12 protein-coding genes are annotated in these 13,129 nt (G+C 43.8%); 4 read left to right on the top strand and 8 right to left on the bottom strand.

Translation table 11 applies throughout. The features are described from left to right. From proC to ppx, 4 genes are read right to left on the bottom strand one after another with little or no spacing between them, the layout of a single operon-like run. Entirely contained in the window at positions 1 to 831 is an 831-nt protein-coding gene (proC, locus tag ACS72_RS05390) for a pyrroline-5-carboxylate reductase (protein ID WP_048881478.1), read from the bottom strand. 2 nt (positions 832 to 833) lie between these two features. Further along, on the bottom strand, positions 834 to 2,207 hold the full coding sequence (gene tilS, locus ACS72_RS05385; RefSeq protein WP_081405830.1) for a tRNA lysidine(34) synthetase TilS: 1,374 nt from the start codon (positions 2,205 to 2,207) through the stop codon (positions 834 to 836). After that, positions 2,144 to 2,968 (bottom strand): acetyl-CoA carboxylase carboxyltransferase subunit alpha, encoded by an 825-nt coding sequence (locus ACS72_RS05380; protein ID WP_004812992.1) that lies wholly within the window; start codon positions 2,966 to 2,968, stop codon positions 2,144 to 2,146. The genes tilS and ACS72_RS05380 overlap by 64 nt, the downstream gene beginning before the upstream one ends. 30 nt (positions 2,969 to 2,998) lie before the next feature. Next, on the bottom strand, positions 2,999 to 4,519 hold the full coding sequence (gene ppx, locus ACS72_RS05375; RefSeq protein WP_048881476.1) for an exopolyphosphatase: 1,521 nt from the start codon (positions 4,517 to 4,519) through the stop codon (positions 2,999 to 3,001). A gap of 264 nt (positions 4,520 to 4,783) precedes the next feature. On the opposite strand from ppx, the gene trxA reads away from it, so the two are divergent. The 3 genes from trxA (at position 4,784) to ACS72_RS05360 (ending at position 7,407) form a co-directional block, all read left to right on the top strand. Continuing rightward, a complete protein-coding gene (gene trxA, locus ACS72_RS05370; protein WP_004812997.1) occupies positions 4,784 to 5,110 on the top strand; it encodes a thioredoxin in 327 nt (108 codons plus the stop codon). Positions 5,111 to 5,438: 328 nt separating this feature from the next. Then, positions 5,439 to 6,707 (top strand): transcription termination factor Rho, encoded by a 1,269-nt coding sequence (gene rho, locus ACS72_RS05365; protein ID WP_004812998.1) that lies wholly within the window; start codon positions 5,439 to 5,441, stop codon positions 6,705 to 6,707. A gap of 412 nt (positions 6,708 to 7,119) precedes the next feature. After that, entirely contained in the window at positions 7,120 to 7,407 is a 288-nt protein-coding gene (locus ACS72_RS05360; protein WP_004813000.1) for a hypothetical protein, read from the top strand. A gap of 104 nt (positions 7,408 to 7,511) precedes the next feature. On the opposite strand, the gene ACS72_RS05355 is transcribed toward ACS72_RS05360, so the two are convergent. The 3 genes from ACS72_RS05355 to pheS form a co-directional block, all read right to left on the bottom strand. Then, positions 7,512 to 7,808 (bottom strand): integration host factor subunit alpha, encoded by a 297-nt coding sequence (locus ACS72_RS05355; RefSeq protein ID WP_004813003.1) that lies wholly within the window; start codon positions 7,806 to 7,808, stop codon positions 7,512 to 7,514. Beyond that, positions 7,805 to 10,186, bottom strand: a complete 2,382-nt coding sequence (gene pheT, locus ACS72_RS05350) for a phenylalanine--tRNA ligase subunit beta (RefSeq protein ID WP_048881475.1) — start codon at positions 10,184 to 10,186, stop codon at positions 7,805 to 7,807. The genes ACS72_RS05355 and pheT overlap by 4 nt, the downstream gene beginning before the upstream one ends. Before the next feature lie 138 nt (positions 10,187 to 10,324). Further along, positions 10,325 to 11,305 carry a phenylalanine--tRNA ligase subunit alpha gene (gene pheS, locus ACS72_RS05345; RefSeq protein ID WP_004813006.1) on the bottom strand — a complete coding sequence of 327 codons (981 nt, stop codon included), beginning with the start codon at positions 11,303 to 11,305 and terminating at the stop codon, positions 10,325 to 10,327. Positions 11,306 to 11,465: 160 nt separating this feature from the next. Here pheS and ACS72_RS05340 point away from each other — a divergent pair, with 160 nt between their 5' ends. Continuing rightward, positions 11,466 to 12,488 (top strand): hypothetical protein, encoded by a 1,023-nt coding sequence (locus tag ACS72_RS05340; protein WP_048881474.1) that lies wholly within the window; start codon positions 11,466 to 11,468, stop codon positions 12,486 to 12,488. Here the strand turns inward: ACS72_RS05340 and ACS72_RS05335 are convergent. Continuing rightward, positions 12,485 to 13,063: an adenylate kinase gene (locus ACS72_RS05335; protein ID WP_048881473.1), complete on the bottom strand. Its 579-nt coding sequence runs from the start codon at positions 13,061 to 13,063 to the stop codon at positions 12,485 to 12,487. The two genes, ACS72_RS05340 and ACS72_RS05335, sit on opposite strands and share 4 nt — an antisense overlap. Positions 13,064 to 13,129: the final 66 nt, after the last annotated feature.

Here is a 13,129-nt window from a genome sequence, read left to right as displayed (position 1 = left end):
TTACTTACTGCTGTCGCTAAGCTCTTGAGCGAGCTCCTGACTGCGTTTTGCAGCAGCAGCCAGAGCTGCCTGAATGTTTTGAGAAATCTGGGCCTGATCAAAGACTTCAAGTGCAGCCTGAGTCGTACCATTCGGTGAAGTCACATTTTTACGTAATTCAGCTGGTGTATTTGCACTGGTAATTGCCATTTGCGCTGCACCTAATGCAGTTTGCAAGGTCAATGCAGTTGCAACTTTCTCATCTAGCCCCAGGTTCATACCTGCACGGATCATACTTTCCATCATATAGAAGAAATAAGCCGGACCTGAGCCAGAAACCGCCGTTACAGCATCAATTTGCGTTTCAGAGTTTACCCAAATTGTCAGGCCGGTTGAAGCTAAAACCTGACTCGCCAGCTCACGGTCTGCTGTACTCATGTCTGCATTGGCGAATAAACCATGCGCGCCAGTCTGTACTAATGCTGGTGTATTTGGCATCACACGAACAATACGATCGGTACCAAGTAAGCTAGACAAAGTCGCAATTTCAGCACCTGCTACAATAGAAATAATCAATTTACCGTCCAACAAACCGTGGAGCGGTTTAAGCACATCCGCTAGCACCTGCGGCTTCACCGCAAAAAGCACAATATCGGCATTTTTGATTGCAGCAATATTATCATCAGTAACATTCACTTCTTTTTCAGCAAGCAGTAAACGTACTTTTTCGACTGGATCAGAAACTGTAATACGGGTCGCCGGCAAACCACGTGCAATCAAGCCACCAATTAAGGCTTGAGCCATGTTACCACCACCAATGAAACTGATATTACAATTTAAAGCTGCACTCATTTTTAATGCTCGTCTTTGTGTTCTGAAATTGAAGAGGCTAAAACTGGCTGCCACCCCTCCACCTCACAATAGGCAGATTCAGCCAACCAAAATCCTTTGGGCGTAAACACGCCTAGCATAACATCATCTATGCTTAATATTTGAATTGTATGCCGCATCCATGGAAATATTTGCGCATCCTGAATGGCTTTTTTCAGTGGCCAGGAACCGACACGTCCACATAAATGAATCTTTTCGCCACCTTGGCGCTGTGTCAGTTTCAAGTGCTGATTCAATAAATCCAATGATAAACCGATTGCCGCAGGCTGAACCTGAAACTGTCCTGAAGGCAAATCAATACGATCCTGAAGTCTGAAAATCATCTGCTGTTCGCCAGAAAATGGCTGTTGACCTGCCAGATAAATTTCTTTACTGAGCTTATAGACCAGCTGCTGATAACGCACATAATAAAAACCTTGCCAATGCAATGCCGCCTGAGCATCTGCACGGGCATGAATGACTTCACATTGCAAGCGCTGTACCATATCCAGTGCAGGCCGATACTGTCCTTCTCCTTTCATCCAATTAGATAGCAGCTGGCGCTGGCGTGCTAAAGACAGTTCAGAAAATTTAGATAAGTCTAAAATATTATCTTGAATACAAACAGCTGTATCCTGTCGCAATACATCCTGCAAGATTTCCTGAGCATCCTGCATCAAATCCGTGGTCCGGGCTAAAGCTGCCTGCATTTTTGGAAAGCGCTCACTTAATAGCGGCCACAAAATCTGACGTGCCCAGGCACGATCATAATCGTTATTCTGATTACTCGGATCTTCAATATTCTGAATATTCAGGTCAGCGGCCCATTGGCAAATCTGCTCACGGGAAATATCCAAAAGTGGACGCCAGATGGTTAAATCTTCTCGTATATCTACCCGCTTCATGGCAGACAGACCATCGACTCCTGCCCCAGATAGCAAACGCAGCATCAGTGTTTCTGCCTGATCCTGCTGATGATGCGCAAGAACTAGAATTTCATTGGACTGTAGATGCTTCAGATAGGCCTGATAACGTGCTTCCCGGGCCTGATTTTCCAGATTACCTTGTGTCACAATAACTGGCTGGACAATACAGGGGATACTCAGCTTTTGGCATTCATGCTGAACAAATCTACCCCATTCAGCGCTACCACTTTGCAGCTGATGATCGACATAAATCGCACGGATTTTTTCCGGGCACAAAAAAAACATCAGATGCAGTAACAGCATGGAATCCACGCCGCCACTGCATCCGATGAGAAATTTTGTCTCTGCAGGAAAGTCCTGCAGCTGTTTTAAGAAACCAGACCTAAATTGTCGCTGCCAAACTTCATTAAACGCTGGTAACGTGCTTCGCATCGTGCCTCGGCTTCCATCGGTTGCAGTTCATTCAGTGCTTCTTTCAGTACTGCTTTCAGGTCTTGCATTACCTGATCAGGATTTAAATGAGCGCCTTCACCTTCATCTACTACATATTCCACAATGCCCATATGCTGCAATTTTTCTGCAGTCAGTGCCAATGCTTCACTGGCTTGTTCAGCTTTGTCCGCAGTTTTCCACAGGATCGATGCACAGCCTTCTGGTGAAATCACAGAATAGATACTATGAGATAGCATCACTACACGGTCTGCCACCCCAATACCCAGTGCACCACCAGAACCACCTTCACCCAGTACAGTCGCAATTACCGGTACTTTCAGGTTAGACAACTGTGCCAGACTTGTAGCAATCGCTTCAGCCTGACCACGCTCTTCTGCACCTACGCCTGGATAAGCGCCCATCGTGTCAATAAAGGTAAATACAGGCAGATTAAAACGCTCTGCCATATCGAGCAGGCGTTGTGCCTTACGGTAACCTTCAGGATTCGCCATCCCGAAGTTATGCTGTAATTTTTCACGGGTACTACGGCCACGGTGCTGGCCAACAATCATCACAGGCTGACCGTCAAAACGCGCCAGACCACCAATCATTGCACCATCATCACCATAGAGACGGTCACCATGTAAAGCATCAAATTCAGTGAATATTTCACCCACGTAGTCCAGGAATTGTGGACGTTCAGGATGACGTGCAATTTGCACGGTCTTCCATGCTTTTGATGGAGTCGCTTTATTTTTCATAGGTTAACCGTTTTCATCCCTATAAAGGTGTTAATCAACAAATTGTTCAGACTGAATTTCGAGATCAATTTCCCAATTCCTAAACTGCACCTGTTCATCATGCAGTTCAGCCACCAGTAAAGGCCATTGTCGGGCATCACCGGCTACGCTGAGTTGCCATTGTTGCGCATTCTTCACCTTCAGTTCAATGGCAGGAAGCATCTCATCGCTACGACTGTGATTGACCAAAACCGCCAGACGAAGCAGTAAACACAGGTACAAAAGTCGAGAACCACCGACTTTGTTGACATCTATCCTGGCATCAGCGCGCAATTTACGACGATGATGTGCGACCAAATGTGACAGATGATTTTGGTCGACTTGCGAGAAACCGGCAATGTCCGAGTGCTGTAACAAATAAGCCCCATGACGATGATAACCACTATGACTGATCGCCAGACCAATTTCATGCAGATAAGCTGCACGACGTAACAGATCACTGTCTTCGCTATTTAAAGCTAAAGGTTGTTTCACATCATCAAACAGTTTTTGCGCGGTTTTTACCACACGTTCTGCCTGTTTGGTGTCGGCATTATAACGCCCCATCAAGGCATGCACAGAACGGTCACGAATATCCTCGTGCTGGAAACGCCCGAGCAGGTCATACATCACGCCTTCACGTAATGCCCCGTCAGAATAGGTCAGGTAATCAATATTCAGAACATCAAAGACGGCATACAGAATGGCAATTCCTGCTGGTAACACCGCACGGCGGTCTTCTTTAAGTCCTTCAAACTCCATGTCCGTGACATGTTTATATTTGAGCAATTTATCTTTGATTTTTTCCAGGCCTTCACGCGTCAACTCCTCGCGCTCGTTACTCCAGCCCATATTGACGCAGATCTGGCGGCAGGCTTTGATGGTGCCACTCGAACCGACCACAGCATCCCAACCTGCTGCTTTATAGGTATTGGCAATACCGGAAATTTCTTTACGTGCTGCCGTGACGGCTTTGTCAAAGGCCTTTTGATTAATATCGCCATCTTCAAAATAAGCTTTGGTAAAGGCAACACAACCCATCTGCACGGATTCGGTATGAATCGGTTCAAATTCTTCACCAATAATCAGTTCAGTTGAACCGCCACCAATATCTACTACCAGACGACGGCCACTATTGGCCATAGTATGTGATACACCTAAATAGATCAGGCGGGCTTCTTCTCGACCTGCAATAATTTCGATGGGTTTCGGTAAAATTTCTGCTGCCTTTTGAATAAATTCATGGCCATTTTTTGCCTGACGCAAGGCATTGGTCGCTACAATACGTAAACGGTTGGGCTGAACCGAACCCAAACGCCCCACAAAACGCGCCAGACAGGCTAGACCACGTTGCTGCGCAGCTTCAGTCAAATTCTTATTTTCGTCCAGGCCTGCTGCAAGCTGAACTTTTTCTGACATTGATGCCACTTTTTTGACTTCGCCGTGGTCCACTCGAGCAATGGCCAAATGAAAGCTGTTTGATCCCATATCGATGGCGGCAAGTAATTCTTCATCAATCAAAAAGTCAGACATTCCAGAAATAAACCTTTAACGAATTGTGCTTAGAGTAATTCACAACCATGCAATTTAAAAGCCATTTGTATCGACAATTTAATCCCTTTTAGTTTTTTCTTTCTATGTGACAATTGTGTTACACGATTATCTCTATCGTGATCATCCATTAGACAAATTGACAATATAGGTTGAAAATTTGCATATTCCCCTACATTGTTAAAGAAGGCTATGTAATACTAAGAATTATAGCCATCTTTAAAAAATTATTTTCTGGAGCATTCCATGTCTGGCAACATCGTAAATACTACTGACGCAAACTTCGAAGCAGACGTTCTTCAATCAGACGTTCCTGTATTGGTTGACTTCTGGGCTGGCTGGTGTGCGCCATGTAAAGCAATTGCTCCTGTACTGGAAGTACTTGCTGACGAATACCAAGGTAAAGTAAAAATCGTAAAAGTTGATGTGACTTCTTGCGAAGCCACTGCAGTGAACTATAGCATTCGTAACATCCCAGCTTTATTGATGTTCAAAAATGGTGAAGTGGTTGCGACTCAAGTTGGTGCAGCACCTAAATCTAAATTAACTGCGTTCATTGAAGAAAACATCTAATTAACGCTGTTTTAAAGATAAAAATACGTGATCAGATATCGCGTATTTTTTTCGCCTAGAATAAATTGACAAACGCCTGTTTCTCTCTTATATTGCTCATTCAAGAGATCAGGAATACTAAATCCTGTCAATTTCTTACAAGACACAATACATAAGATGCCGCTCGGCAATAGAAATTGTTTTTTCACATTTCTCTTTGAAACAATCAAACAAACCTCTGAATTGTTCTTGTACAAATTCAATTGCTGTCGTTTGAATGCTTGTATGCGGCCGAATGTTACTCCCTTTCTAACCTGTACCTCAGAACTTTGATTCTATCCGACCACCTATGAATTTAACCGAACTCAAGAAAAAACCGATTGGCGAACTCATCAAGATTGCCGAGTTTATGGGCCTAGAAGGCATGGCCCGTAACCGCAAGCAAGACATTATTTTTGCCATCTTAAAGCGCCATGCGATGAATGGTGAAGAGATTTTTGGTGATGGCGTTTTGGAAATTCTGTCAGATGGTTTTGGCTTCTTACGCTCTGCGGCAGGCTCTTATCTGGCAGGTCCTGATGACATCTATGTCAGCCCTTCCCAGATTCGTCGTTTTAACCTCCGTACAGGCGATACCATTACTGGTACCATTCGCCCACCTAAAGAGGGTGAACGTTATTTTGCACTTTTAAAAGTGAACCAGATTAACTACGACACACCTGAGAACTCTCGCAACAAGATTCTGTTTGAAAACTTAACCCCGTTATTCCCAACTGAGCAATTGGTCATGGAATTGGGTAATGGTACCACTGAAGATTTGACAGCGCGTGTAGTCGATCTGGTTGCCCCAATCGGTAAAGGTCAGCGTTCTATTATCGTTGCACCCCCGAAAGCCGGTAAAACCATGTTGCTGCAAAACATTGCACAGTCAATTGTTCGTAACAACCCTGAATGTTTCCTGATTGTACTGCTGATTGACGAACGTCCTGAAGAAGTAACGGAAATGGAACGTACGGTTCGTGGTGAAGTTATCGCTTCAACCTTTGATGAATCTCCGGCGCGTCACGTACAAGTGGCTGAAATGGTAATTGAAAAAGCCAAACGTCTGGTTGAACATAAAAAAGACGTAGTGATTCTGCTTGACTCAATTACCCGTCTGGCACGTGCTTACAACACTGTAATTCCTTCATCTGGTAAGGTATTGACAGGGGGTGTGGATGCACATGCACTTGAACGTCCAAAACGTTTCTTCGGTGCGGCTCGTAATATCGAAGAAGGCGGTTCACTGACCATTATTTCTACTGCACTGATTGAAACCGGCAGTAAAATGGATGAAGTGATCTACGAAGAATTCAAAGGTACAGGTAACCAGGAGATCACGCTTGACCGTCGCATTGCTGAGAAACGCGTATTCCCTGCAATGAACATCAAGAAATCAGGCACTCGTCGTGAAGAACGTCTGATGTCAGAAGATAATCTGCGTAAAGTCTGGATTCTGCGTAAGCTTTTACATACCCAGGACGAACTGGCAGCAATGGAATTCCTGCTTGATCGCATGAAAGAAACCAAGACCAATGATGACTTCTTCGATCAGATGAAGCGCAAGGCATCTAACTAAATCCTCAAAAATTATAGAAAGGTCATCTAAAACGATGACCTTTTTTATTGGGGTTGACATTGATTACACAAAGAAACAAAGTCCACGATGATTTGTAAACTTATTTGCAAGTTTATGATTAATAAAATAATGGTAAGAAAAATTGTATAAGTTTTAGGGGCTTAAATCGCCTTTACCCCATATAAGTCTTTCCTTTAATTGTTATTTTCTGTTAAAAAAACCATGAATTTCATGCGTTTTTTGCACTTTTTTGAACTTGCCCTGTAGCAATTAAAAATGCGCAGTGATAGCATATTTGCAGACCAGTTAGACTGCTCCTGCGTTGTTAGTACCTAACAAAATTAGGAATAATAAAAGCACATAACAGGCTAACGTCGGTTTTTTTTAATCTCAATTTTTAGAGAGTGATGCCATGTTATTCAAAAAAATCGCTATTGCTGCTGCAGTTGCTACTACTTTAGCTTTCGTTGGTTGTGCTAAAAAAACTGAAGATGCTGCTGCTGACGCTAACCAAGCTGCATCTGAAGCTGTAGAAGCTGCTTCTGAAGCTGAAGCTGCTGCTGACGCTGCTGCTGTAGAAGCTACTTCTGAAGTTGCTGCTTCTGACGCTGCTGCTGTTGCTGAAGCTGACGCTGCTGCTGCAGTTGCTACTGACGCTGCTGCTGACGCTACTGCTGCTTCTGAAGCTGCTGCTCAATAATCTAACGATTATTCAGTACGAAAAAGAGAGCCAATGGCTCTCTTTTTTTATGCCTATAAAAATCGAAATTTCTACAGACAATCTCTATCAAGAAAAAAAGCAGATCAATTGACCTGCTCAGTTCCCACACGTTGACGGAACTTCTGTCCCGCACGGAAGGTTACGACCCGGCGTGCAGAAATCGGAATTTCTTCACCAGTCTTCGGATTACGGCCTGGACGTTGACGCTTGTCACGCAACTCAAAATTACCGAAACCTGATAGTTTGACTTGCTCACCTGAGATTAGCGCTTGGCTAATCTCATCAAAGAACAATTCGACCATTTGTTTTGCTTCACGACGGTTTAAACTCGTGAGCTCACTTAAATGATCAGCCATCTCTGCTTTAGTTAGTGCTGTCATGAAGCCCTCAATGTCGCTTGATAAGTGTTTTCTAACACTTGCAGGATATTATCCATGCCTGATTTAATTTCAGCATCTTCCAGGGTGCGGGTTGGATGCTGCCAGAGAAGAGCAAATGCTAGAGAACGCTTGCCTTCTTCTACCCCTTGTCCAGTGTACACATCGAACAACCAGGTTGACTCCAGGAGCTCACCACCAGTCTTTTCGATAAGTCTCTGAATTTCGCTAACATTAATCTTATCACTAATTAAAAGCGCAATATCACGTCGAACCGACGGAAAACGTGATAATTGTGTAAAATTAGATACATAAGTTTGCAAAACGGCTTTTTGATCGAGTTCAGCGACCCAAGTGGTTGCTAAATCCAGCTCATCTTCAAGCAATGGATGTAAACGACCTAAATAACCAATCGACTGACCATCAACCATAATTTCAGCAGATTGACCAGGATGCAACCATGCACGCTCTGAACGAACATATTCAACATTCAGACGAGCTGCTGCCAGAATTTCTTCCACATCACCTTTAAAGTCAAAGAAATCCATTGGCTGTGGCTTACCATGCCATGATTCATTGATACGTGAACCAGTCGCAATCAGGGCAAAAGTTGGAATCTGTTTCAGGTCATGAATCGATGCAGCATCCTGATAATCGAAACGCAGACCCAGCTCAAAGAAACGTACGCGGTTTTGCTGACGATTGACGTTATATTGCACACATGGAATCAAACTTGATAACAGGGTTGAACGCATTACCGCTAAATCGCTTGAAATCGGGTTTGCCAATGCCAATGGATTTACTGCAGGGTTGAGCTGTTTTTCCAGTTTCAAGTCCGCAAAGCTAAAGCTGATCGCCTCTCGATAACCCAAAGTCACCGCAGTCTGACGAAGCTGAGCCACTTCGAACTGATCCTGGTATTTTGCAAGTTTGACATCAATTACAGGCAAACTGATTTGAATATTGTCATAACCATGAATACGTGCAACTTCTTCGATCAAGTCCTGGTAGATTGCCATATCATAACGGTGTGACGGTGGTACCACAGACCATTGACCTTCTGCTTTCACAGTCACTTCACAGTCCAAACGCGTTAACGCATCGGTAATGAAGTCTGATTCAACTTTATAACCCAGAAGTTGATCTACTTGTGCCTGTTCAAGTTCAATTGCTTCACGTCTAGGCAATACTGCTGGATTTTCTGCAACTGTAATTGGACCAAACTCACCGCCTGCAAGTTCAGCAATCAGCTGAGACGCACGGTGCATTGCCATCACTGGCAATTCAAAGTCCACACCACGCTCATAACGCTGAGAAGCATCCGTATGTAAACCGAAGCTACGCGCACGACCTGCAATGTGTAAAGGTGCAAAGAATGCAGACTCCAGGAAGATCTCAGTGGTTGCATCCGTTACAGATGAAGACAGACCACCCATGATGCCTGCAATTGCCAATGCTTTTTCATCATCAGCAATCACCATCACTTTTTCGTTCAGTTCAACTTCCTGTTCATTTAATAGCACCAGCTTTTCACCGGCTGTTGCTTGACGAACGTGAACTGCACCTTGAACCTTGCCACCATCAAATGCATGCAACGGTTGACCTAGCTCGATCAATACATAGTTGGTAATGTCGACCAAAATGCTGTGTTGACGGATACCCGAACGAGCAAGCGCACGCTCCATCCATTCCGGGGTTGGCGCTTTGGTATTGACGTTTTTGATCACACGACCCAAGTAACGTGGACAGCCTTCAGTCGACACCACCACTTTCTTTTCATCAGCAATAGTTGCAGCCACTTCTTGAATTTCTGGCGCAGTCACTGGCAATTGGTTAATCACACCAATTTCACGTGCAATACCACGAATACTGAAGCAGTCACCACGGTTTGGTGTGATGCTGATGTCAATCACGTTGTCATCTAAGTCTAAATATTCACGAATATTCACGCCTACAGGTGCATCGTTTGGTAATTCTAAAAGACCATCAATTTTGTCTTCTAAATCAATTTCAGACGCACCACACAGCATACCTTGGGATTCGATCCCACGAAGTTTGCCCTTCTTGATTTTGAAATCGCCCGGCAATACTGCACCGATGGTAGCCACAGGCGCTTTCATACCTGCACGTACGTTTGGCGCACCACACACGATTTGGAGTGGTTCATCTGAACCGATATTCACGGTAGTTACACGTAAACGGTCTGCATCCGGATGCTGTTCAACAGTCAGAACTTCACCAACCACTACACCTGTAAATGGTTTGGCGGCAGGAGATAAATCATCGACTTCTAGACCAAGCATGGTCAGTTGATCAGAAAGTTTCTCGCTGTCGATGGCTGGGTTAACCCATGTGCGTAGCCAATTTTCGCTAATTTTCATTGATATAAAACCTGTAATTCAAATCTCTAGAATCCCCCTCTAACTCCCCCTTTAAGAAAGGCGGAGAACCCCAACTGATTTCGTGGAGTCCCTCTCCTTTTTTAAAGGAGAGGTTAGGAGAGGATTTAATAAAAAGTTTTAAGCAAACTGGCGTAAGAAACGCACATCGTTTTGGTAGAACATACGCAAGTCGTTAATGCCATAACGCAACATTGCAAAACGCTCTACCCCTAGACCAAATGCAAAGCCTTTGTATTTGTCAGGATCAATACCAGCAGAACGCAATACATTCGGATGCACCATACCGCAACCCAGAACTTCCAACCATTTGCCACGCTCATCCATAATATCCACTTCTGCACTTGGCTCTGTGAATGGGAAATAAGATGGACGGAAACGTACTTTCAGATCTTTTTCAAAGAATTCATTCAGCAAGTTGACCAGCAAACCTTTCAGTTCAGCGAAGCTGGTGTTTTCAGCAACGTATAAACCTTCAATCTGATGGAACATTGGTGAGTGGGTTTGATCCGAGTCACAACGGTATACACGGCCTGGACACACGATACGGATTGGTGGTTGTTGCGTTTCCATAGTACGGATCTGAACACCAGAAGTATGCGTACGCAGCAAGTGGTTTACATCAAAATAGAACGTGTCGTGCATGGCACGTGCAGGGTGATGGCCTGGAATATTTAAGGCTTCAAAGTTGTGATAGTCATCTTCAACTTCCGGGCCAGTTGCCACTGTAAAACCTGCTTTGGTAAAGAACTGGCAGATACGTTCCTGTACTTGGGTCACTGGGTGGATACTGCCCACCTGCTGGCCACGACCGGGTAATGTAATATCAATAGTTTCGCTGGCAAGCTTTTGCTCCAGCGCAGCTTTATGCAGTTCTGCCTGACGTGCTGTCAGTGCAGCTGTAATCGCTTCACGCACAGCATGGATTTTTGCACCGAATTCTTTACGTTGTTCCGGATCCATTTTACCCAGCGACTTAGATTGTTCCGCGAGCTGGCTTTTTTTCCCCGTAAATTGCACTCGTACTTGATCAAGTGCAGCAAGGTCTTGAGCTGCTGCAATCGCAGCGAGCGCTTCAGTGGTCAGGGCTTCCAGTGACATAGTAACTCTCAAAGCAACAGGTTAGAAATATTTTTAAAAAACCCCGTATTCTAACAGTTTTTAGGCACGTTGATGAAGATGGCATGTAATGAAAATTAGATTGGCAGATGTAAAAATAAAAAGTATAAAATAAACATGATATCAATTAGATCAAATCATTATGGCAATCGATCAAATTTGGAAACAGCAACTTACTTTAGTAACTTATGGAAATGAGTACCTGTCTCAGGACTTAAGTTTCAATCGCTGGCTTCAGCATTCCATCTTTAATCAGCATCAATTTGCCTTTCGTGATCTGATTTCACAGCATCTTTTAGCGCAGCATTTTCAAGTCTGGCTGGAAGGTTTGAAAAAACAGGGCGTACAACGTCTAAGTCTGCACCGCTCCACCCTGCTTGAAGATGAGCAGAATCCCAATGTAAATGTTGAACTGCTGCCATTTGAATATTTCATTGTCAGTCATGAAGCCCAGAAAAAAAATGCCTGGATTATTGGCAAGGAATTACCAGAATGGTATACCGCAGACAATGATTATGAAGCACCTGTTACACAGCGATCTTCTCTACGTCATGAAACCTTCTGGCAATACGAACTCAACAGCAAACTGGCCAGACGTGTACTGGCAGATCTGGAACAGCCAAACTGGGACGATATTCAGGTCTTTATGGATCATGAATTATTTGATACCAGATTTGCGCAAGGTTTTGTTCAACCTGCCCAGCTTGGACAACCTTATTATGGGGTTTCTTCTACTGCGGATACAGCTATCGGTAATAGACTGGCATTATTGCCAACCGATTATACAGCTGACTTTGCCCATGACATGCTGTACCGTCTGGATGCGCTGGAAGAACTAATCGAAGCTAAAATCCAGCATCCTTATCATGAAAACGGTGAAGTGCTGACACCGGACCAACAGCTTGACCTACGTCATTTTGCGCAGAAAATCGATGATCTGAAAGCGAAGTTTATTGTCAAAATCGCGAATCACTACAAGACTGCAAAACTGAGTCCGAAAATCAGCGCTGATCCATTTGCAGGAATGACTACCGACGAGCATGTGACCAAACCATCTAAAGCACATAAGCCTCACGATGCTGCCAAATCCAATTCAGGTAACGTTATTACCCTGATTATTATTACGGTAATTATCTGTTTGATTGGTTATTATTTTGGACTTTAATGCTGTGCCAGAAAAGCGTCAATTTCTCGGGGCGATCTTAATCTGATCCAGTGGATATGCTGATATTCAGGCGCATGCATCAACTTTAAATAATGCTGACGATTTTTTTGGTGGGTTTTAATCATCCACCAGATGATGGAATCACGACTCAACATCTGGCTGAAACTTTCTGTATTATTCGAGTTTGGCCAAAGCGGTTGTTTGCTAATTGCCCGCTGTATGGCTCTTTTTATGGAACGATATAGATTGAGATGGAACGGTAAATCAATCCAGATCACACTGTCGATCTCAGCCCATTTGACGGGAATACTACGGGTATAATTACCATCAATCACATAGCCATCTTTGGCCTGATCGATGGCTGCTTGAATTTTATCAAAGAACTCTCGATCCACAGTTTCCTGCCAGTTATCCAGCCAGAATAAATTATCCAGCTCGATATAACTGAGGCCTAATTTTGCCGCTAAAGCACGAGCAAAAGTAGATTTTCCCGAGGCAGAGGTACCGACCACATTTATTCTACGAAAATCTCGTACTTCATCTTTCTCATTCATCAGCACTAAGTCATTTGTCATATTTTAAATAGCTTATACTTTTTCATCAGACAAAAAAAAAGACCGCTAAAAGCGATCCTTTTTCTA

The organism is Acinetobacter sp. VT 511, assembly GCF_001077515.1.
GTDB classification, from domain to species: Bacteria; Pseudomonadota; Gammaproteobacteria; order Pseudomonadales; family Moraxellaceae; genus Acinetobacter; species Acinetobacter schindleri.
Note: the sequence above shows the minus strand (reverse complement) of the source record. Positions and strands in the feature narration are given on the sequence as shown.

Excerpts from the sequence above, each read along its gene's own strand:
- pheT (WP_048881475.1), bottom strand. The coding sequence starts at position 10,186 with ATGAAAATTAGCGAAAATTGGCTACGCACATGGGTTAACCCAGCCATC.
- trxA (WP_004812997.1), top strand. The coding sequence starts at position 4,784 with ATGTCTGGCAACATCGTAAATACTACTGACGCAAACTTCGAAGCAGAC.
- ppx (WP_048881476.1), bottom strand. The coding sequence starts at position 4,519 with ATGTCTGACTTTTTGATTGATGAAGAATTACTTGCCGCCATCGATATG.
- ACS72_RS05380 (WP_004812992.1), bottom strand. The coding sequence starts at position 2,968 with ATGAAAAATAAAGCGACTCCATCAAAAGCATGGAAGACCGTGCAAATT.
- rho (WP_004812998.1), top strand. The coding sequence starts at position 5,439 with ATGAATTTAACCGAACTCAAGAAAAAACCGATTGGCGAACTCATCAAG.
- pheS (WP_004813006.1), bottom strand. The coding sequence starts at position 11,305 with ATGTCACTGGAAGCCCTGACCACTGAAGCGCTCGCTGCGATTGCAGCA.
- ACS72_RS05335 (WP_048881473.1), bottom strand. The coding sequence starts at position 13,063 with ATGACAAATGACTTAGTGCTGATGAATGAGAAAGATGAAGTACGAGAT.
- tilS (WP_081405830.1), bottom strand. The coding sequence starts at position 2,207 with ATGCGAAGCACGTTACCAGCGTTTAATGAAGTTTGGCAGCGACAATTT.
- ACS72_RS05355 (WP_004813003.1), bottom strand. The coding sequence starts at position 7,808 with ATGACAGCACTAACTAAAGCAGAGATGGCTGATCATTTAAGTGAGCTC.
- proC (WP_048881478.1), bottom strand. The coding sequence starts at position 831 with ATGAGTGCAGCTTTAAATTGTAATATCAGTTTCATTGGTGGTGGTAAC.
- ACS72_RS05340 (WP_048881474.1), top strand. The coding sequence starts at position 11,466 with ATGGCAATCGATCAAATTTGGAAACAGCAACTTACTTTAGTAACTTAT.
- ACS72_RS05360 (WP_004813000.1), top strand. The coding sequence starts at position 7,120 with ATGTTATTCAAAAAAATCGCTATTGCTGCTGCAGTTGCTACTACTTTA.